The following is a 20072-nucleotide window of genomic DNA, read 5'->3' as shown; positions in this document are numbered from 1 at the left end:
GATGTCGAGGTGGCCGCCGCGGGCAGCGGCGCCGCCGCGCGGCGGGCGCTGGACCGGGCCGCGGCGGAAGGGCGGCGGTTCGACGTCCTGCTGGTCGACGCCGATCTGGGCGGCGCCGACGGGGTCGCGCTGGTGGCGGAGCTGCGCGAGGGACGGCCCGCGCTGCGGGTGGTGGTGCTCGCCGAGAAGGACGACGCCCCGCGCGCCGCGCTCGCCCTCCAGGCCGGCGCGTCCGGCTGGGTCGCCAAGGACTGCTCGCTCCAGCGGCTGCTCGCGGTCGTGCGCGGGGTGCTGCGCGACGAGACGCATCTGCCGCCCGCCCTGCTCACCGGGGTGCTGCGGGAGCTGACCGAGGCCCGCCGGCACCGTACGGAGAGCGAGCGGCTCGTCGAGTCGCTCACCCCGCGCGAGCAGGAGGTGCTGCGCTGCATGGTGGCCGGGCTCGGGCGCAAGGCGGTCGCGGAGCGGCTGTTCCTGTCCCCGCACACGGTGCGGACGCATATGCAGAACGTGCTGGGGAAGCTGGGCGTGCACTCCACCCTCGCCGCCGTCGCGCTCGCCCGCCGGGCCGGTGTCGGGCCCGTGGAGGAAGCCGCCTCGTAGGCCGTCGTCCGGGGCGGCCGGTCCCGCGCCGAAGTGTGCGGGCTCGGTCCGGGACGTGCGGCCCAGGGTGCTCAGTCTGGAGTGTTCAGCCCGGGAGCCCAGGATGTTCAGCCCAGGGTGCTCAGTCCGGGGTGCTCAGCCCGGGACGTTGTCGAACGGGGCCGTCAACTGACGCAGCAGGGTGGCCAGTTCGGTGCGCTCGGCGGGGGACAGGCGGGCCAGGATGGCGCGCTCCTGGGCGAGCAGGCCGGCCAGTGACTGGTCGGCGCGGTCACGGCCCTCGGCGGTGAGGCGGACCAGCACCCCGCGCCGGTCGCTCGGGTCGGGGAGCCGTTCGACCAGGCCCTTCTTGGTGAGCCGGTCGATCCTGTTGGTCATCGTGCCCGAGGTGACCAGGGTCTGGGTGAGCAGCTGGCCCGGGGAGAGCTGGTACGGGGCGCCCGCGCGGCGCAGCGACGTGAGGACGTCGAACTCCCAGGGCTCCAGATGGTGCTCGGAGAAGGCGAGCCGACGGGCGCGGTCGAGGTGGCGGGCCAGGCGGGAGACGCGGCTGAGCACCTCGAGCGGTTCCACGTCGAGGTCGGGGCGCTCGCGGCGCCATGCAGCGACCAGTCGGTCGACCTCGTCCTCCATGACGATCAGTGTAGAGGGTCTGTTGATATAAAGTCTCTTCAAATCGAGTATCTTGACGTCAAGATATAGTCTTGTGGACTATGGGGAAGGGACCGGGCCGGGACTACCCGTTCCGTTTCGGTCATCCGTTCCAGCGAGGGAGCTTCGACCCATGCGTTCCGTGGACTTCGCCGCACCGACGTGGGACCCGCAGCAGTATCTGCGGCATGCGGAACACCGCACCCGTCCGTTCCTCGATCTGCTCGCGCGAATACCGCCTCTGCCCAGCCACGACCAGGACCGGCCCGCCCGGATCGCCGACATCGGGTGCGGCCCCGGCAATGTCACCGCGCTGCTCGGCGACCGCTGGCCCGACGCCCACATCACCGGCTTCGACCTGTCGCCCGAGATGCTGGAGCAGGCCGAGAAGGACTGGTCCGGCACCACTGCCGGCGGCGGCTGGCTCGACTTCCGGCAGGCCGACGCGGCGCACTGGACGCCCGAGGAGCCGTACGACCTGATCGTCTCCAACGCCGCCCTCCAATGGGTGCCCAACCACCCGGAGTCCTTCCCGCTGTGGATGGACGGGCTCAGACCCGGCGGAGTGCTGGCCTTCCAGGTCCCCGGCAACTTCACCGCGCCCAGCCACGCCCTGCTCGGCGAGTTGTGCGAGACCCCCGAGTGGCGCGGCCGGGTCGGCGACCAGGGCCGGCGGTTCGTCCACATCCTGGAGCCCGCCGAGTACCTCCACCGGCTGTCGGACCTCGGGGACGGCGTCGACGTGTGGGAGACCACGTACCACCAGATGCTCTCCGGCGAGGACGCCGTCCTCGACTGGGTGAAGGGCACCGCCCTGCGGCCCGTCCTCACCGCCCTCGGCGACGACCCGGCCGCGGTCGACGCCTTCCTCCGCGCGTACCGGGAGCGGCTGCGCGAGGTCTATCCGCGGGGCCCGCACGGCACCGCCTTCCCGTTCCGCAGGATCTTCGCCCTCGTCCGGAAGGCCGCGCAGACATGCTCGTAGCGCTCGACCACGTCCAGCTCGCCGCCCCCGCGGGCAGCGAACCGCTCCTGCGCGCCTACTACGAGGGCGTGCTCGGGATGAGCGAGATCCCGAAGCCGCCCGTCCTCGCCGCCCGGGGCGGCTGCTGGTTCGCGGCGGCCGGCGGTGCGGTCCAGGTGCACGTGGGGGTGGAGCACGACTTCAAACCCGCCAGGAAGGCCCACCCGGGGCTGCGGGTGAGCGGCATCGAGGCGTTCGCCGCGCGGGTCGCCACCCATGGCGGGGCCGTCGTCTGGGACGACAACCTCCCCGGGCACCGGCGGTTCTACTCCGAGGACCCGGTGGGCAACCGGCTGGAGTTCCTGGAGCCGGTCGCCCCCTACGAGCCGGAGGGAGTGGACCGGCCGGCTGAGCCGGAGCGGCCGGAGGGTCCGGCGGGTCCGGACGCGTCCCCCGAGTCCACCCGACCGGTGCGCTGATACGGCGGAGGGGCGCCGCACCTCTCGGTGCGACGCCCCTCCGCGCCCGGCTTCCGCGCCCTGCCTGGCTCCGCGCCCGGCTTCCGCCCCGGCGCTCCGCGCTCAGTTCTTGCGATGCCCTATCAGCCGGGGCTTCTGCTCCAGACCGTCGAGCCCGTGCCAGGCCAGGTTCACCAGATGCGCGGCGACCTCCGCCTTCTTCGGCTTGCGTACGTCCAGCCACCACTGACCGGTCAGCGCCACACTGCCCACCAGCGCCTGCGCGTACAGCGGCGCCAGCTTCGGGTCGAAGCCCCGGGCCTTGAACTCCAGGCCCAGGATGTCCTCCACCTGGGTGGCGATATCGCTGATCAGCGACGCGAACGTGCCCGTCGACTGCCCCGCCGGCGAGTCCCGCACCAGGATCCGGAAACCGTCCGTGTACCGCTCGATGTAGTCGAGCAGCGCGAACGCCGCCTGTTCGAGGAGTTCACGCGGATGCCCGGCGGTCAGCGCCCCCGTCACCATGTCGAGCAGCTGGCGCATCTCCCGGTCGACCACGACCGCGTACAGGCCCTCCTTGCCGCCGAAGTGCTCGTACACCACCGGCTTGGACACCCCGGCCTTCGCCGCGATCTCCTCCACCGAGGTGCCCTCGAAGCCCTTCGCCGCGAAGAGCGTGCGACCGATGTCGAGGAGCTGTTCACGGCGCTCCGCGCCCGTCATCCTCACCCGGCGGCCGCGCCGGGGCTTCTGCTCGTTCGTACCGCTGGTACCGCCGTCGATCGCCACGTCCTCCATCATGCCGCGTCTGCGGCCGGTGTCCGGCGCCGGGCGTCGATCCGGTCCTTGCCCGGCCAGCGCACGTCGGACGCCCAGCCCAGCAGCTCGAACCAGCGGATCAGCCGGGCGCTGGAGTCGATCTGGCCGCGCAGCACCCCGTGCCGCGCCGACGTCGGGTCGGCGTGGTGCAGGTTGTGCCAGGACTCGCCGCACGACAGCACCGCCAGCCACCACACGTTGCCCGAACGGTCCCGCGACTTGAACGGACGCTTGCCCACCGCGTGGCAGATCGAGTTGATCGACCAGGTGACGTGGTGCAGCAGCGCCACCCGCACCAGCGAGCCCCAGAAGAACGCGGTGAACGCGCCCCACCACGACATCGTGACCAGCCCGCCCACCAGCGGCGGCAGCAGCAGCGACACGATCGTCCACATGACGAACTGCCGGGAGATACGGCGGATCGCCGGGTCCTTGATCAGATCGGGCGCGTACTTCTGCTGCGGCGTCTGCTCCTCGTCGAACATCCAGCCGATGTGGGCCCACCACAGGCCCTTCATCAGCGCCGGCACCGTCTCGCCGTACCGCCACGGCGAATGCGGATCGCCCTCCGCGTCCGAGAACCGGTGGTGCTTGCGGTGGTCCGCCACCCAGCGCACCACCGGACCCTCGACCGCCAGCGACCCCATGATCGCCAGCGCGATCCGCAGCGGACGCTTCGCCTTGAACGCGCCGTGCGTGAAGTAGCGGTGGAAGCCGATCGTGATGCCGTGGCAGCCGATGTAGTACATCGCCGTCATCAGCCCCAGATCCAGCCAGCTCACCCCCCAGCCCCAGGCCAGCGGCACCGCCGCGAGCAGAGCGAGGAAGGGCACCAAGATGAACAGCAGCAGCGTGATCTGCTCGATCGAACGCTTGCTGTCCCCGCCCAGCGTGGCGGACGGCCCGGCCTGGCCGGCGGCGGGCGAGGCGGTCCGCTCGGTCGCGGACGTCACCTCGGAGGTTGTGGTCATGGGTGTCCCTTGGGAAGAGCGTGAGGGTGGGGGTGCCTAGGGGCTGCCCGGAGACATAGCTACGCCTCCGTAACCTACGGCATCGTAAGTATGGCAGCGCCTTCCCGCCCGGCAAGACCGGCAAACCGGGGCATGGCCCGTGCCGCGCACCCGGACACCTATCCTGGGTGCGCCGGACAGCGCGGTCCGCAAGCCTGCAGAACCCCTCCAGACGTGCTCAAACACTGCAAGGAGCCACACCTGTGAGCAGTGCCGACCAGACCCCCACCGCCAGCTCCGAGCTGCGCTCCGACATCCGCCGACTGGGCGACCTGCTGGGCGAGACCCTCGTCCGCCAGGAGGGCCCCGCGCTCCTGGAACTCGTCGAGAAGGTGCGCCGCCTCACCCGCGAGGACGGCGACGCCGCCGCCGAGCTGCTGCGCGGAGTCGAACTGGAGACCGCCGCCCAGCTCGTGCGCGCGTTCTCCACCTACTTCCACCTCGCCAACGTCACCGAACAGGTGCACCGGGGCCGCGAACTGCGCGACAAGCGGGCCGCCGAGGGCGGACTGCTCGCCCGTACGGCCGACATGCTCAAGGACGGCGACGCCGACCACGTACGCGCCACCATCCGCAACCTCAACGTGCGGCCGGTCTTCACCGCCCACCCCACCGAGGCCGCCCGCCGCTCCGTCCTCAACAAGCTGCGCCGCATCGCCGCCCTCCTCGACACCCCCGTCATCGAGGCCGACCGGCGCCGCCACGACCTGCGGCTCGCCGAGAACATCGACCTCATCTGGCAGACCGACGAACTCCGCGTGGTCCGCCCGGAGCCCTCCGACGAGGCCCGCAACGCCATCTACTACCTCGACGAACTGCACGCCGACGCCGTCGGCGACGTCCTGGAGGACCTGGCCGCCGAACTGGAGCGCGTCGGCTTCGAACTGCCCGCCGGCACCCGCCCCCTCACCTTCGGCACCTGGATCGGCGGCGACCGCGACGGCAACCCCAACGTCACCCCGCAGGTCACCTGGGACGTCCTGATCCTCCAGCACGAGCACGGCATCACCGACGCCCTCGAACTCGTCGACTTCCTGCGCGGACTGCTCTCCAACTCCATCCGGTACGCGGGCGCCACCGAGGAACTCCTCGAATCGCTCCAGGCCGACCTCGAACGCCTCCCCGAGATCAGCCCCCGCTACAAGCGCCTCAACGCCGAGGAGCCCTACCGGCTCAAGGTCACCTGCGTCCGCCAGAAGCTCCTCAACACCCGCGACCGCCTCGCCAAGGGCACCCCCCACCAGGACGGCCGCGACTACCTCGGCACCGACGAGCTGCTGCGCGACCTCACCCTCGTCCAGACCTCCCTGCGCGAACACCGCGGCGGCCTGTTCGCCGACGGCCGGATGGACCGCACCATCCGCACCCTCGCCGCCTTCGGCCTCCAGCTCGCCACCATGGACGTCCGCGAACACGCCGACGCCCACCACCACGCCCTCGGCCAGCTCTTCGACCGGCTCGGCGAGGAATCCTGGCGCTACGCCGACATGCCCCGCGAGTACCGCCAGAAGCTCCTCGCCAAGGAACTCCGCTCGCGCCGCCCCCTCGCCCCCACCCCGGCCCCGCTCGACGCCGCCGGACAGAAGACCCTCGGCGTCTTCGGGACCGTCGGCCGCGCCCTGGAGGTCTTCGGCCCGCACGTCATCGAGTCGTACATCATCTCCATGTGCCAGGGCGCCGACGACGTCTTCGCCGCCACCGTCCTCGCCCGCGAGGCCGGCCTGCTCGACCTGCACGCCGGCTGGGCGAAGATCGGCATCGTCCCCCTCCTGGAGACCACCGACGAGCTCAGGGCCGCCGACGTCATCCTCAACGACATGCTCGCCGACCCCTCCTACCGCCGGCTCGTCTCCCTGCGCGGCGACGTCCAGGAGGTCATGCTCGGCTACTCCGACTCCTCGAAGTTCGGCGGCATCACCACCTCCCAGTGGGAGATCCACCGCGCCCAGCGCCGGCTGCGCGACGTCGCCCACCGCTACGGCGTACGGCTCCGCCTCTTCCACGGCCGAGGCGGCACCGTCGGCCGAGGCGGCGGCCCCTCCCACGACGCGATCCTCGCCCAGCCCTGGGGCACCCTGGAGGGCGAGATCAAGGTCACCGAGCAGGGCGAGGTCATCTCCGACAAGTACCTCATCCCGTCCCTCGCCCGCGAGAACCTCGAACTGACCGTCGCCGCCACCCTCCAGGCATCCGCCCTGCACACCGCGCCGCGCCAGTCCGACGAGGCCCTCGCCCGCTGGGACGCCGCGATGGACACCGTCTCCGACGCCGCCCACGGCGCGTACCGGCGGCTCGTCGAGGACCCCGACCTGCCCGCGTACTTCTTCGCCTCCACCCCCGTCGACCAGCTCGCCGACCTCCACCTCGGCTCCCGCCCCTCCCGCCGCCCCGACTCCGGCGCCGGACTCGACGGACTGCGCGCCATCCCCTGGGTGTTCGGCTGGACCCAGTCCCGGCAAATCGTCCCCGGCTGGTACGGCGTGGGCTCCGGCCTCAAGGCCCTGCGCGAAGCCGGCCTCGACGCCGTCCTCGGCGAGATGTACGAACAGTGGCACTTCTTCCGCAACTTCGTCTCCAACGTCGAGATGACGCTGGCCAAGACCGACCTGCGGATCGCCCGCCACTACGTCGACACCCTCGTCCCCGACGACCTGCGGCACGTCTTCGAGACCATCGAGACCGAACACGCCCGCACCGTCGCCGAGGTGCTCAAGGTGACCGGCGGCGAGCGGCTGCTCGACTCCAACCCCGTCCTCCAGCAGACCTTCGCCATCCGCGACGCCTACCTGGACCCCATCTCCTACCTCCAGGTCGCCCTCCTCGACCGGCAGCGCGCCGCCGCCGAGGCGGGAGCGGAACCCGACCCGCTGCTCGCCCGCGCCCTGCTGCTCACCGTCAACGGAGTGGCGGCCGGACTGCGCAACACCGGCTGAGGCAACCCGCGTTCGATACGAACGCGGATACGGATACGGATACGGATACGAGAAGTGCCCCCGTGGATCGCTCCACGGGGGCACTTCTGTCAGCGAAGGGCGGCGGGTGACGGACGACGGGTCAGCCCGGGTCTTTCGGGGTGATGTGCCGTCATCACCGCCCTTGCCGCCGGGACTCAGCCCTGCTGGGCCTTGCGGCGACGGCTCACCAGGAAGGCACCGGCGGCCGCGAGGACCACGGCGACACCGGCGATGATGCCGACGGGGGCGCTGGAACCGGTCTGGGCCAGGTCGCCCTCGGTGCTGCCGTTCTCGCCGCCGTTGGAGCCGGTGCCGTTGTCGCCACCGGTGGAGCCGGTCGCGGGCGTGGTGGCGGAGGGCGACGGGGTGCCCGCGGTCTCGCCCGGGGTGCCCGGGGTCTCACCGGGGGTGCCGGGGGTCTCACCGGGGGTGCCCGGCGTCTCGCCCGGGGTGCCCGGGGTCTCACCCGGGGTGCCGGGGGTCTCGCCCGGCTCACCCGGCGTCTCGCCCGGGGTGCCCGGGGTCTCGCCGGGGGTGCCCGGCGTCTCGCCCGGAGTGCCGGGGGTCTCGCCCGGGGTCGGCTCGACCGGCGTACCGGGCTCGCCCGGCTCGGTCTCGTCGCACTTGACCCAGAAGACCTTCTGCTTGCCGTTGCCGTTCTCGCCCACGAAGTTCCAGGTGAGCTTGTAGTGGCCGTTCGGCAGCTTCAGGTCGTCGGTGCGGCCGTGGCCGGAACCGTCCATCGTGAGCGAACCCGAGGTGCCCTCCAGGTCCTTGGTCGGCGCCTGGCCCTTGATCGACCAGGAGACCTTCTGGGCGCCGTCGAACTTGAAGCCGTCGAGGTAGAACGCGCAGACGTGCGGCTCGTTCTGCATGAGCTCTTCGCCGGTCTTGGCATCGTGGATCTTCACGGTGCCGTTGTCGCCCTTGGCCTTGCCGGTGGCGGAGGCCACCGGAGCGAGCAGCAGGGAAGCCGCGGTGACCGAGCTGACCACCGTGGCGGCGGATATGAGGATGCGTCGCATAGGGCTGCTGTCCATCTGAGAGACGAATGGGAGAGGTGCCGTGAGAGGTGGCGGGGGCAGCCTATCCATCACATAAAGTCACGCTATACCCAAGGGTCGTTCGCCAAGCGGCCAAAAGATCACAATCACCCGCGAAACACCCCGGTGGCGCGTACGGAACCGGCCCCACCGCCCCCGGAACGCGTCGGGAGCACCGCCGAAGCGCCTCTCGAACGCCCCCGGAGCAGCCTCCCGGATCAGCTCCCGCCGGCCCTCACAGCAGGAAGAACGCCCCCAGCAGCACCGCCGCACCCGCCGCCGCGAACGACCACGCCGTCCGCACCAGCCGCATCCCGCCCCCGACCAGCGGAGCCGCCAGCAACAACGCGCCCCCGAACGGCAGCCACGCGTGCAGACCACCGCCCCAGCCCGCCCGCACCGCCTCGTCCGTCCCCGGCTTCACCACCACGGACAGCGTCTCGCCCCGCTCCGCCGCCACCGTATGAGCGATCGTCAGCGCGTGCAGCGACGACCCCGCGACATCCGACACGAAACGACCACTGCACACGTCCTCGGTACAGCCGGTCACCGTCAGCGTCCCGTGCTCACGCCCCGACAACAGCACATGCTGCGCCGAGCCCCACGAGGTCCACGCCCCCGCCACCAGCAGAAGCAGAACGACGAGGGCCACAGCGGCATTACGAGCGAACGTCATGACCCGCGATCGTACAGTCGTACCCGCGAGACCCCGGGCGCTCCACCACCGGCCGCACCCCCAAGCCTCCCGGCTCCCCTACGCGTTGTACGCCGACTGCGCCCGCTCCAGGCCCTCCGTCACCAGACACTCCACCGCGTCCGCCGCCCGGTCCACGAAGTAGTCCAGCTCCTTGCGCTCCGTCGACGAGAAGTCCTTCAGCACGAAGTCCGCCACCTGCATCCGGCCCGGCGGACGCCCGATCCCGAACCGCATCCGGTGATACTCCGGCCCCATCGACTTCGTCATCGACTTCAGACCGTTGTGACCGTTGTCCCCGCCACCGAGCTTCAGCCGCAGCACCCCGTAGTCGATGTCCAGCTCGTCGTGGATCGCCACCACCCGCGCCGTCGGCACCTTGTAGAAGTCCCGCAGCGCCGTCACCGGACCACCCGACAGGTTCATGAACGACATCGGCTTGACCAGCACCACCCGGCGGCTGCCCGGCCCCATCGGACCGATCCGCCCCTCCAGGACCTGCGCCTGCGCCTTCTGCGCCCGCTTGAAGCTCCCGCCGATCCGCCCGGCCAGCAGATCCGCCACCATGAAGCCCACGTTGTGCCGGTTGCCCGTGTACTCCGGGCCCGGGTTGCCGAGGCCGACGATCAGCCAGGGGGCGTTCGCGTCGTCCGTCATATGCGTCTCGTCTCCTCGTGTCCTCGAATGCGCGCACCCCGCACACACCGGCATATGCCGTCGTGCGTACGGGGGCAAAAGAAACGGGGTGACGGGCCCGTTGGGCCCCTCACCCCGTCACGTCAGGCAGAGCCTACGGCTCAGGCCTCGTCGCCCTCGGCCTCGGCCTCGGCGGCCGGCTCCTCGGCCTGCGCGGCCAGGACCTGCAGGACGACGGCGTCGGCCTCGGTCACCAGGGAGACACCCTTCGGCAGCGCGATGTCCTTCGCCAGGATGGAGGCACCGGCCTCCAGGCCCGCGATGGAGACCGTCAGGGCCTCGGGCAGGTGGGTGGCCTCGGCCTCGACGGAGACCGTGTTCAGCACGTGCTCCAGCAGGTTGCCACCGACGGCCAGCTCGCCCTCGGCGACGACCGGAACCTCGACGGTGACCTTCTCGCCACGCTTGACCAGGAGCAGGTCGACGTGCTCGAGGAAGCCCTTCAGCGGGTCGCGCTGGGCGGCCTTCGGGATGGCGAGCTCGGAGCCCTTGCCCTCGATGTCCAGGGAGAGCAGGACGTTCGGCGTACGCAGCGCCATGGTCAGCTCGTGGGCCGGGAGGGTGATGTGGACCGGCTCGGTCTTGTGGCCGTAGAGGACCGCGGGGACCTGGTCGGCACGGCGGATCTTGCGGGCGGCGCCCTTGCCGAACTCGGTGCGGAGGGCGGCGGAGATCTTCACGTCGGACATGTGCACTCCTCGTAGAAAGGTGACGGATGTGTCTGTCACCCGGCCACGACCTGCACGATGGCCTGCTACGAAGAGCGCGTCGATAACGGACCGCCGGAACCTCGTACGACACGCGTACGGCTCCGGCCTCCCTCGCCGAGCAACCACGACAGTCTAGCCGTCCCCCTCCGGCCCGCCCAAATGGATCACCCGGGGAGGGGCGGGGCGGCACTCGGCACCGGCTGTGGGCGTGCGGGCGTGTGGGCATGCGGGCGTGTGGGCGCGTGCGGGCATGCGAAAGGGCCCGCTTCCTTCGTACGCGCACAGAAGACACGTACGAAGGAAGCGGGCCCCACGCTCAAGCCCTGTGGATCGGACGATCAGCCCGTCGGACGGTCAGGCCATCAGGCGATCAGACCGTCATGCGATCCGGAGGAGGCTCAGTGCTCCTCGAAGAGGCTCGTCACCGAACCGTCCTCGAAGACCTCGCGCACCGCGCGCGCGATCGTCGGAGCGATCGACAGGACGGTGATCTTGTCCAGCTCCAGCGAACCCGGGTCCGGCAGCGTGTCCGTGAACACGAACTCGCTCACCTTGGAGTTCTTCAGCCGGTCCGCGGCCGGACCGGACAGGATGCCGTGCGTGGCCGTCACGATGACGTCCTCCGCACCGTGCGCGAACAGCGCGTCCGCGGCGGCGCAGATCGTGCCACCGGTGTCGACCATGTCGTCGACCAGGACACAGACGCGGCCCTTCACGTCACCGACGACCTCGTGGACCGTCACCTGGTTGGCGACGTCCTTGTCACGGCGCTTGTGCACGATCGCCAGCGGCGCGTCCAGACGGTCGCACCAGCGGTCCGCGACCCGGACCCGGCCGGCGTCCGGGGACACGATCGTCAGCTTCTTGCGGTCCACCTTGGTGCCGACGTAGTCCGCGAGGACCGGCAGCGCCGACAGGTGGTCCACCGGGCCGTCGAAGAAGCCCTGGATCTGGTCCGTGTGCAGGTCCACGGTCAGGATGCGGTCCGCACCGGCCGTCTTCATCAGGTCGGCGATCAGACGGGCCGAGATCGGCTCGCGACCGCGGTGCTTCTTGTCCTGACGGGCGTAGCCGTAGGACGGGATGATCACGGTGACGCTGCGGGCCGAAGCCCGCTTCAGCGCGTCGACCATGATGAGCTGCTCCATGATCCACTTGTTGATCGGAGCCGTGTGGCTCTGGATCAGGAAGCAGTCCGCACCGCGCGCGGACTCCTGGAAGCGGACGTAGATCTCACCGTTGGCGAAGTCGAACGCCTTGGTCGGAACGAGATCGACACCCAGCTGGTGCGCGACCTCCTCGGCCAGCTCGGGGTGGGCGCGGCCGGAGAAGAGCATGAGCTTCTTCTCGCCGGTCGTCTTGATCCCGGTCACAGCACTGTCTCCTCGACGGGTTCTCTGGCCGCTGATCCCCGCGCTCGATGCGCGTGTGTGCGAGCCAGCCGAATTTATGTGCACGTATCACGGTACGCCGTGTCCGGCGCGCTCGTTTCCGGTCAGCTTTCGCCCACGGCCTTCTCCCCGGCCGTCGAAGCGGCCTGAGCGGCCGCGCTCCCCGGCCGCTTCCGGGCCACCCAACCCTCGATATTCCGCTGCTGGCCACGGGCGACGGCCAGCGCGCCGGCCGGCACGTCCTTCGTGATCACGGACCCGGCGGCGGTGTAAGCACCGTCCCCGATAGTGACAGGAGCCACAAACATGTTGTCCGACCCCGTCTTGCAGTGGGACCCCACCGTCGTGTGGTGCTTGGCCTCGCCGTCGTAGTTCACGAAGACACTCGCCGCACCGATGTTCGTGTACTCGCCGATCGTCGCGTCCCCCACGTACGACAGGTGCGGAACCTTCGTCCCCTCGCCGATCGTCGCGTTCTTCATCTCGACATACGTACCCGCCTTGGCCTTCGCGCCAAGCGCCGTACCCGGCCGCAGATACGCGTACGGACCCACCGAGGCGCCCTCGCCCACCACGGCCGAATCCGCGACCGTGTTGTCCACCCGCGCCCCGCGGCCCACCGTCGTGTCCGTGAGCCGCGTGTTCGGGCCCACCACCGCGTCCTCGCCGAGATGCGTGGCACCCAGCAGCAGCGTGTTCGGCAGCACCGTCACATCCGGCTCGAACGTCACCGTCACATCGAGATGCGTCGACGCCGGGTCCACCACCGTCACGCCCGCGAGCATCGCCCGCTCCAGCAGGCGCCGGTTCAGCAGCAGACGCGCCTCGGACAACTGCACCCGGTTGTTGATCCCCAGGATCTCCCGGTGATCGCCGGCGACCGACGCGCCCACCCGGTGACCGGCCTCGCGCAGGATCCCCAGCACATCGGTGAGGTACTCCTCGCCCTGGCTGTTGTCCGTCCGCACCTTGCCCAGCGCGTCCGCGAGCAGCGCCCCGTCGAACGCGAACACCCCGGAGTTGATCTCCCGGATCGCCCGCTGCTCGTCCGACGCGTCCTTGTGCTCCACGATCTCGGTCACGGCACCCGTGGCGGCATCGCGCACGATCCGCCCGTACCCGGTGGAGTCCGGCACCTCGGCCGTCAGCACCGTCACCGCGTTGCCGTCCGCCGCGTGCGTCGCCGCCAGCGCCTTCAGGGTCTCGCCGGACAGCAGTGGCGTGTCGCCGCACACCACGACCACGGTCCCCTCGGGCGTACGGCCCAGCTCCTCCAGGGCGGTCCGCACCGCGTGCCCGGTGCCGAGCTGCTTCTCCTGTACGGCGGTACGCGTCCCCGGGTACCCCTCCTCCAGGTGCGCGGCGACCCGCTCCCGCGCGTGCCCGACGACCACGATCAGGTCCTCGGGCTCCAGCTCACGGGCGGCGGACACCACGTGCCCGACGAGCGAACGCCCGGCGATCTCGTGGAGGACCTTGGGAGTCTTCGACTTCATGCGGGTGCCCTCACCCGCTGCGAGGACGACGACGGCTGCCGGGCGATTGGCGCTCACGGATATGCCCTTCGGCTTCGGGTGTCGGACGTCCGCAGGATACCGGGGGGTATGGGGCGGGGCATGAGTAAGGGCCCCGACCTGGAGTGGTCGGGACCCGAACTGTGTTGCTCCCGGGGCAGGAGTCGAACCTGCGTCGTACCTGGATTCAAAGTCCAGTTGCCCCTGCCGACAGAGCAACCCGGGATAGCGGGGCCAGCCTACGTGGTTAGACGCTGAGCCTCTACCACCAAGCCGGACCACCATCCCTCGATGCGTTGATACAGGCCCGCTCCCTGGCGAACGTTGATGGCCAGGCAGCCGTAGTAGTCGTCGCCGACGTTCTTCCGCACCGTCTTGGGGTTGTGCCGCTTCAAGGTCGTCTTGCCGAGTGTGGTGACGTCGACCTGTGCCAGATCGGCCCAGTAGCGTTCCGCCCTTTCGATATCGGCGTTCTCGTGGATCATGACGTGGAAACGCAACCGCTCGCGATCGATCCCGAGCAGAGTCAGCCAGGCGAGATAGATTCTGATCATGTTGGGGTCGCTGTTGACGAACGTGACCGACTCGCGGCGGTCGTACGGTTTGCTCTTCGCGCCCTCTGCCCAATAGAGGCCGACACCGACGAGGAACAGCTCGCGCTCCGTCATATTCCCGACCTCGTCCCGGGCCGTGTTCTTACGCGCTTGGCGTTGCTCCTCGCGGATGCGCAGTGTCGCCTCCCACCCCTTCCTGGCGATCGCCGACGCCTCCTCCCGTGTCCGTTTCCGCTCCGGTTTCGGCAGGTCCCGTACCCACAGCGAGATCGAGCTCTTCGAGCAGCCCAGCTCCAGCTGGATCTGGTCGTAGGTCCTGCCCTCCAGGCGCAGTGCGCGGGCGCGCTCGCGGAGGTCGTCCTTGGCGTTGGGGCGGCGGGTCCAGTCGGGTGGGGGTTCGCCTTTGACGAGGCGGTTGAGGAGGTCGTTGTTGTGGATCTTCAGGCGGTCGCGGATCTGGCGGAGGCTGAGGCCCTCGCGGCGCAGGGCGACGGCTTGCCGGCGGAGGTCCTCGAAGTCGGTGGGGCGGGTGGTGCGGCGGTGGGGGTCGAGTGGCGTGGGCGGTCCGGGAGGCCCGGGTGGTGTGGGCGGTGGGGGTGTCGTGGAGGTCATGGGACTCAGGTTCGCCCGGAATGTGGGGGTCCGGGTCGAAAATTCGGGCGATTCGTTAGTTCGAGGGACGGGTGTGCGCACGAGGTTGACGGGCGCCGTTCCAGGGCGCGTCGGCGGGGGGAAAATCGGTGGCACCCGCCCGTAGGGTGGGTGCCATGACCGCAACGGGGGCAGATCAGGACGTGACGGGCGCCCGGGGCGTCTCGCGCAGCTGGTGGTGGTGGGGGAAGCGCCGCAGTGTGGCGCTGGATGTCGCGCTGGCCGTGGTGTCGGCGCTGGAGTGCGGGGCGGAAGGGGTCGCGTTCGCGCACCGGGTGTCGTTGCCGGTGCCGCTGGGCGTGCTGATCGGTCTCGCCGTGGGGTCCGTACTGGTGGTGCGGCGCCGGTGGCCGATAACGGTCGTGCTGTTCTCGGTGGCGATGGCGCCGGCCGAGATGGGTTTCCTGATGGGGATCGTCGGTCTGTACACGCTGGCCGCGTCCGAGGTGCCGCGGCGGTTCACGGCGTCGCTGGCGGTGATGTCGACGGTCGCGATGTTCGTCGTGATGGTGTCCCGGATGCGCGAGGACGTCGCGCAGGCGGATATGGGGCAGCAGGATTTCGATCCGAGCGGCTGGTACGTGCCGGTCGTGTCGTTGTTCATGACGCTGGGGCTGAACGCTCCGCCGGTGCTGCTCGGCCTTTACATAGGTGCGCGCCGGCGGCTGATGGAGTCGTTGCGGGAGCGGGCGGACAGTCTGGAGCAGGAGCTGTCGTTGCTCGCGGACCGGGCGGAGCAGCGGGCGCAGTGGGCGCGGCAGGAGGAGCGGCGGCGGATCGCTCGGGAGATGCACGACGTGGTGGCGCACCGGGTGTCGTTGATGGTGGTGCACGCGGCGGCGTTGCAGGCGGTGGCGTTGAAGGATCCGCAGAAGGCGGTGCGGAACGCGGCGCTGGTGGGGGACATGGGCCGGCAGGCGTTGACGGAGCTGCGGGAGATGTTGGGGGTGCTGCGGGAGGAGGCTCCGGTGGCGGGTCCCGCGGTGCCGCCGTTGGCGGCGGTGGGCCGGGCTGCCGCGGCTGCGGCGGAGGCGGCGGTGTCGGTCTCGGGGGTTCCGGCGGAGCAGGGGTATCCGGGGTATCCGGGGCGTCCGGGGGACGTGGGTGCCGAGGGGGCTGTGGGGGGTGCGGCCGAGGCGGGCGACGGGCCGAGGCTGGACGCGCTGGAGGCGTTGGTGGAGCAGTCGCGTCAGGCGGGTGCGGTGGTGGAGTTCGTGGTGATGGGGGAGGTGCGTGTGTACGCGGCGGCGGTGGAGCGGACGGCGTACCGGGTGGTGCAGGAGGCGTTGACGAACGTGCACAAGCACGCGGCGGGTGCCGAGGTGGTGGTGCGGCTCGCGCATCGGGGGGCGGAGGTGGCGATGCAGGTGGAGAACGGTCCGTCGGACGCGTCGGCGGCGGCCGCGGATCTGCCGAGCGGGGGCAATGGTCTGGTGGGGATGCGGGAGCGGGTGACCCGGCTGGGCGGGGTGTTCGTGTCGGGGCCGACGGACGCGGGCGGTTTCCGGGTGAGCGCGGTGCTGCCGGTGCCGGTGGTTCCGGTGGTCCCGGTGGTTCCGGCGGGGGCGTGAGTGTCCTGGAGGCCGGGGACCTGTGGTCCTTCGGTCTCCCCGTACTTCCCCGGTCTCAGGGGCCGGCGGTCAGGCGGGTGGGCTGGGTGCCGGTGACGAGGGTGGCGAGGGCGGCGTCGATGTCGCGGCCGAGGTACCAGTCCCCGGTGTGGTCGATGCTGTAGACGCGGCCTTCGGTGTCCATGGCGAGGATGGCGCGCTGTTCGCTGTTCTCGCCTTCTTCGCCGAGGGGGGCGAGTTCGGTGTCGAGGGCGCGGCCGAGGTCGCCGAGGGTGCGGGCGAGGTGGAGTCCGGCGAGGGGGTCGAAGAGCAGGGGGGCGGGGGCTATCTGCCGCCCGTGTCCGGGGGGTGTGACGCGCAGTCCGCCGAATTCGGCCCAGGCTTCGACGACGGCGGGGAAGACGTGGTGCCGGTGGCCCGCGGGTGAGGTGTGGGCGCGGAGGGTGTCGGCCCATTGTTCGGCGCGTTGGATGTCCCAGCGGCCGGGCTGCCAGCCGGCCTCGCGGAGGGCGGCGTCGACGTTGACCGGGAAGCGGGTGCTGGTGAGGTCGGGCATGCGGGCGCGTTCAGCCGTTCTGCGTGGGGATCGTCGGGCGCGGGGTGGTGCCGGTGGTGCGCGTGGTGCGCGTGGTGCCGGGGGTGCCGCCGGGGGCGGTGAGGTCGACCGTACGGACGCCGAAGTGGGCCAGCATGGCGGCGCAGGAGCGGCAGGGCGCGGCGTAGCTGCCGTGCAGGGGGTCGCCGTCCTCGCGGATGCGGCGGGTGGTGAGTTTGGCGTGCTTGAGGGCGCGCCGGGCTTCGCTCGCGGTGAGCGGTTTGCGCTGGGCGCGCTTGGAACGGCTGTTCTCGGTGGCGGTCAGGTGCCGGGAGAGCAGGATCGCCTCGGGGCAGCGGCCGGTGAAGCGTTCCCTCTGGCCGCTGGTGAGGGTGTCGAGGAAGTCCTGGACCAGAGGGTGCAGGGTGGGTGCCGTCTCGCCGCGGGCGGCGGTGCAGGTGAGTGTTTCGCCGCGGACGGAGAGGGCGGCGCCGACGGTCGGCAGGATGCCGTCGCGGCGCTGGCGCAGGGTGGGCGCGTGGTGGGTGACGGCGTCGTTGCCCCAGGCGAGACGCGGGTCACCCTGTGTGGGCGGTGGTGCCGGTGTGGTTCGTGTGTTCATGGCGCTGGTCTTCCCCTCCGCAATCCCCCCGAGTTGCGTGAACAGCCTGCCAAATGCGGTGCCCGATGGGAAAGCTGGGGCGGTCAAACGGTGGTGGGTGTGTCGTGGCGGGGGTGAGTGGGGTGACGTCGGGGTGACGGATCGTCACTGCAACGGGGCGGTGGCGGGGCGGCGATGAGGCCGCGACGAGGCGGGGACGGCCCGGGTACGGGCCGGGGATACGGCCGGTCGCGGGCCGGGCACGGACCGGGGACGAGGCGGGGGCGGGGCGGTCGGCCGGGGCCGGGACGGGCCGGGTAGGGGTCTTGTGACAGCGCTTAGGCTGTGGGCCCGGGCCGGTCGGACGCAGGACGAGGCCGCAGCTCGGCAGAAGCCACGGAACGCCACTTTGGGGGCAATCGCCATGACGACAGGTCGGCTCGGCCAGCACACCGTGCCGCCGAACGCGGCGTACGCCGGGCAGGTCGTGCATTTCCCGGATCCGGTCCGGGCCTCCCGTCATCCCCGCGGGGTGCGGATGGACGAGCACGGCTACCCGGATTTCTCTTCGTACGCGCGCGCGGCGGCGGAGATCGCCGATCCGCCGGACGGTTTCGGTGTCGACGAACTGCGGTTGACGGATTACGTGTCGGCGAACGCGGCGCTGGCCGCGACGGGGCACGAGCTGTGGGACACGATCCCGGCGGTGGCGACGCCGCACGGCTGGACGTGGCATCACGTGGTGGGTTCGCGGCGGCTGGAGCTGATCCCGGTCGAGGTGAAGGCACTGCTGCGGCATCACGGTGGTGTGGTGACGGCGACGTCGGTGGACCAGTCGAAGCGGGGCACGCGTCCGCTGCAGGAGACGCGGCCGGCGCACTTCGGGCTGCCGAAGCGCGGGGTCGCGGTGTCGGAGCAGCAGGTGCAGGGCGTCGAGGAGGATCTGGGGTACCGCCTGCCGGGCGCGTACCGGTCCTTCCTGAAGGCGGCGGGCGGCTGCGCTCCGGTGGGCACGGCGCTGGACGCCGAGTTGGGGCTGCTGGTCGACCAGCCGTTCTTCACGGTGCGTGAGGAGGCGGGGATCAACGACCTGGTCTACGTCAACAAGTGCCTGCGCGACCATCTGACGAAGGACTACCTGGGGGTGGCCTTCGTCCAGGGCGGTCTGCTGGCGCTGAAGGTGCGGGGCGAGGCGGTCGGGTCGGTGTGGTTCTGCGCGTACGACGACGCGCGGGACGGCGGCGAGCAGGCGGCGACCTGGTCGGTGGCCGAGCGGGTGGAGCGGCTGCTGCTGCCCTGTGGCGCGGATTTCGACGCGTTCCTCCAGCGTCTCGCGGGCAGTCCGCCGGAGTTGGAGACGGTGGCGAATCTGATGGTGGACGGCGGCTTCGCGCGTGCCGTGCCCGTGGTCCCGGTGGGGGAGTGAACTGGCTGTGGTGACGTTCGCGCAGGCGCAGGAGCGCGCCGAGGAGTGGATCAACGGCGATGTGCCGGCGTATCTCCATCGTGAGGTGCGGGTACGGGAGTTCGGGCTCGGGTTCGTGGTCTGGGCCGAGGACCGCGAGGAGGCGCCGACCTCGGACGGGGACCGGCTGCGGCTGGTCGTCGCGCGGGACAGCGGCGAGGCGACGCTGTGGCCGGGGCTGCCGGTGGGCGAGGTGATCCGGCGGTACGAGGAGGAGTACGGCGCGGTGGCGGACGGGGCGCCCGTGGAGGCGGCTCCGGCGGCGGCGCGGATCGATCTGAACCAGACGTCGTTCCTGCTGAGTCCGCCGGAGTGGTTGCAGGAGGCGGCGGACAAGATCGGGCTGCCGCCGGTGGCGTCGAACGCGTCGCAGGCGACGGCGGACGCCTCGCAGGAGACGACGTCTCCGTCGGGGTCGGACGAGTCGGCGGGACCGGGCGCTTCGGGGGCTTCGGGTGCTCCGAGTGTTCCGAGTGCTCCGGGCGCTCTGAGTGGTCAGGATGCCCCGAGCGCTCCGGCCAGTACAGGTGCTTCGGCTGCTCCGGTTGCTCCGGTCGCGGGCGAGGAGCCCGCCGCCCCCACGCCGCCCCCCGCCGCGCCCCCCGCTTCCGTCCCGGCTTCCGCGCCGTCCGCGGCCGTATCCGGTGCCACCCCCTCCGGCACCGGTGCGTCCGCTTCCGACGGCGAGATGCCGGACGGCTATGTGCCGACGGCGTCCGACGGGGTGCCCGTGCACGGTCCGTGGGCGGACGCCAACGCGAGCGCGGGCGGTGCGGACGGTGCCGTTCCGCTGCCGGCGACGGTGTTCGCGCCGCCGCTGTCGGGTGCGGACGACGAGGACGCGCCGCCGCCCGTGGTGGGCGCGGACGCGCCGACCGCGCTGATGCACGGGGGCAGCGCGCTGCCCTCGACGGCGATCGCGCCCGCCGTGAACCCGGCGTCGAACCCGGCGTCCCGGCCCTCGCCCCCGCCCGTGTCCCCGCCGCCGGCCCCGATCCCGTCGCCCGCGCGGCCCCCGCAGACGCCCCCGGGCCCGCCCGTCCCGCAGACGCCTCCGGGCCCGCCGGTGCCGTCCGCCGCGCCGGGTGGGAGCGCGCGCGACGCCTTGTACAGCCGGTTGAGGTTGGACATGGCCTCCTCGCCGGAGACCTCCGCGTCCGTGCCCTCGGCCTTGTGGTCCAGCTC

18 protein-coding genes, 1 tRNA gene and 1 pseudogene are annotated in these 20072 nt (G+C 71.3%); 7 read left to right on the top strand and 13 right to left on the bottom strand.

All coding sequences use genetic code 11. From position 1 onward, the window contains the following. Positions 1-603, top strand: a 603-nt coding sequence (locus ABZ990_RS30085; RefSeq protein WP_361238407.1) for a response regulator transcription factor, incomplete at its 5' end; no start/stop codon positions are given. Between the two features lie 135 nt (positions 604-738). On the opposite strand, the gene ABZ990_RS30080 is transcribed toward ABZ990_RS30085, so the two are convergent. Continuing rightward, positions 739-1236: a MarR family transcriptional regulator gene (locus ABZ990_RS30080; protein ID WP_361238404.1), complete on the bottom strand. Its 498-nt coding sequence runs from the start codon at positions 1234-1236 to the stop codon at positions 739-741. Between the two features lie 151 nt (positions 1237-1387). Between ABZ990_RS30080 and ABZ990_RS30075 the strand changes: the two genes are divergently transcribed. Together ABZ990_RS30075 and ABZ990_RS30070 are read left to right on the top strand one after the other, a co-directional pair. Further along, entirely contained in the window at positions 1388-2239 is an 852-nt protein-coding gene (locus tag ABZ990_RS30075) for a trans-aconitate 2-methyltransferase (protein ID WP_361238401.1), read from the top strand. Continuing rightward, positions 2230-2697 (top strand): glyoxalase, encoded by a 468-nt coding sequence (locus ABZ990_RS30070; RefSeq protein WP_361238398.1) that lies wholly within the window; start codon positions 2230-2232, stop codon positions 2695-2697. The genes ABZ990_RS30075 and ABZ990_RS30070 overlap by 10 nt, the downstream gene beginning before the upstream one ends. A 102-nt stretch (positions 2698-2799) precedes the next feature. Here the strand turns inward: ABZ990_RS30070 and ABZ990_RS30065 are convergent, their stop codons facing one another. Together ABZ990_RS30065 and ABZ990_RS30060 are read right to left on the bottom strand one after the other, a co-directional pair. Further along, the gene (locus ABZ990_RS30065) at positions 2800-3480 is read right to left on the bottom strand and encodes a TetR/AcrR family transcriptional regulator (RefSeq protein ID WP_361238395.1); all 681 of its coding nucleotides are present in this window, start codon (positions 3478-3480) and stop codon (positions 2800-2802) included. Then, positions 3477-4469 carry a fatty acid desaturase gene (locus ABZ990_RS30060; protein ID WP_361238392.1) on the bottom strand — a complete coding sequence of 331 codons (993 nt, stop codon included), beginning with the start codon at positions 4467-4469 and terminating at the stop codon, positions 3477-3479. Before ABZ990_RS30060 ends, ABZ990_RS30065 begins: the two co-directional genes overlap by 4 nt. A 242-nt stretch (positions 4470-4711) precedes the next feature. On the opposite strand from ABZ990_RS30060, the gene ppc reads away from it, so the two are divergent. Further along, positions 4712-7441: a phosphoenolpyruvate carboxylase gene (gene ppc / locus ABZ990_RS30055; protein ID WP_361238389.1), complete on the top strand. Its 2730-nt coding sequence runs from the start codon at positions 4712-4714 to the stop codon at positions 7439-7441. Between the two features lie 176 nt (positions 7442-7617). Here ppc and ABZ990_RS30050 read toward each other — a convergent pair whose 3' ends face one another. From ABZ990_RS30050 to ABZ990_RS30015, 8 genes are all read right to left on the bottom strand, one after another. Beyond that, positions 7618-8487, bottom strand: a complete 870-nt coding sequence (locus ABZ990_RS30050) for an LPXTG cell wall anchor domain-containing protein (protein ID WP_361238386.1) — start codon at positions 8485-8487, stop codon at positions 7618-7620. 253 nt (positions 8488-8740) lie between these two features. Then, positions 8741-9181 (bottom strand): hypothetical protein, encoded by a 441-nt coding sequence (locus ABZ990_RS30045; protein ID WP_361238383.1) that lies wholly within the window; start codon positions 9179-9181, stop codon positions 8741-8743. A 78-nt stretch (positions 9182-9259) separates the two neighbouring features. Then, positions 9260-9856, bottom strand: a complete 597-nt coding sequence (gene pth, locus ABZ990_RS30040; RefSeq protein WP_361238380.1) for an aminoacyl-tRNA hydrolase — start codon at positions 9854-9856, stop codon at positions 9260-9262. Between the two features lie 140 nt (positions 9857-9996). Continuing rightward, positions 9997-10584, bottom strand: a complete 588-nt coding sequence (locus tag ABZ990_RS30035) for a 50S ribosomal protein L25/general stress protein Ctc (RefSeq protein WP_361238378.1) — start codon at positions 10582-10584, stop codon at positions 9997-9999. A 419-nt stretch (positions 10585-11003) separates the two neighbouring features. Beyond that, positions 11004-11978 carry a ribose-phosphate diphosphokinase gene (locus tag ABZ990_RS30030; RefSeq protein ID WP_361238375.1) on the bottom strand — a complete coding sequence of 325 codons (975 nt, stop codon included), beginning with the start codon at positions 11976-11978 and terminating at the stop codon, positions 11004-11006. A gap of 122 nt (positions 11979-12100) precedes the next feature. Then, on the bottom strand, positions 12101-13549 hold the full coding sequence (gene glmU, locus ABZ990_RS30025) for a bifunctional UDP-N-acetylglucosamine diphosphorylase/glucosamine-1-phosphate N-acetyltransferase GlmU (protein ID WP_361238372.1): 1449 nt from the start codon (positions 13547-13549) through the stop codon (positions 12101-12103). A 110-nt stretch (positions 13550-13659) separates the two neighbouring features. After that, positions 13660-13736 (bottom strand) — tRNA-Gln (locus tag ABZ990_RS30020). 13 nt (positions 13737-13749) lie between these two features. Then, on the bottom strand, positions 13750-14676 hold the full coding sequence (locus ABZ990_RS30015) for a hypothetical protein (RefSeq protein ID WP_361238369.1): 927 nt from the start codon (positions 14674-14676) through the stop codon (positions 13750-13752). Positions 14677-14831: 155 nt separating this feature from the next. On the opposite strand from ABZ990_RS30015, the gene ABZ990_RS30010 reads away from it, so the two are divergent. Next, positions 14832-16286, top strand: a complete 1455-nt coding sequence (locus ABZ990_RS30010) for a histidine kinase (RefSeq protein WP_361238366.1) — start codon at positions 14832-14834, stop codon at positions 16284-16286. A gap of 55 nt (positions 16287-16341) precedes the next feature. Here ABZ990_RS30010 and ABZ990_RS30005 read toward each other — a convergent pair whose 3' ends face one another. Together ABZ990_RS30005 and ABZ990_RS30000 are read right to left on the bottom strand one after the other, a co-directional pair. Continuing rightward, on the bottom strand, positions 16342-16842 hold the full coding sequence (locus ABZ990_RS30005) for an SUKH-3 domain-containing protein (protein WP_361238363.1): 501 nt from the start codon (positions 16840-16842) through the stop codon (positions 16342-16344). 10 nt (positions 16843-16852) lie between these two features. Then, on the bottom strand, positions 16853-17443 hold the full coding sequence (locus tag ABZ990_RS30000; RefSeq protein ID WP_361238360.1) for a YwqJ-related putative deaminase: 591 nt from the start codon (positions 17441-17443) through the stop codon (positions 16853-16855). Between the two features lie 403 nt (positions 17444-17846). Here ABZ990_RS30000 and ABZ990_RS29995 point away from each other — a divergent pair, with 403 nt between their 5' ends. Together ABZ990_RS29995 and ABZ990_RS29990 are read left to right on the top strand one after the other, a co-directional pair. After that, positions 17847-18848, top strand: a complete 1002-nt coding sequence (locus tag ABZ990_RS29995) for an SMI1/KNR4 family protein (RefSeq protein WP_361238357.1) — start codon at positions 17847-17849, stop codon at positions 18846-18848. 7 nt (positions 18849-18855) lie between these two features. Next, positions 18856-20072: pseudogene (locus ABZ990_RS29990) on the top strand (hypothetical protein); the annotation flags it as partial.

This window comes from Streptomyces sp. NPDC046203, assembly GCF_040646255.1.
Classification (GTDB): Bacteria; Actinomycetota; Actinomycetes; order Streptomycetales; family Streptomycetaceae; genus Streptomyces.
Note: the sequence above shows the minus strand (reverse complement) of the source record. Positions and strands in the feature narration are given on the sequence as shown.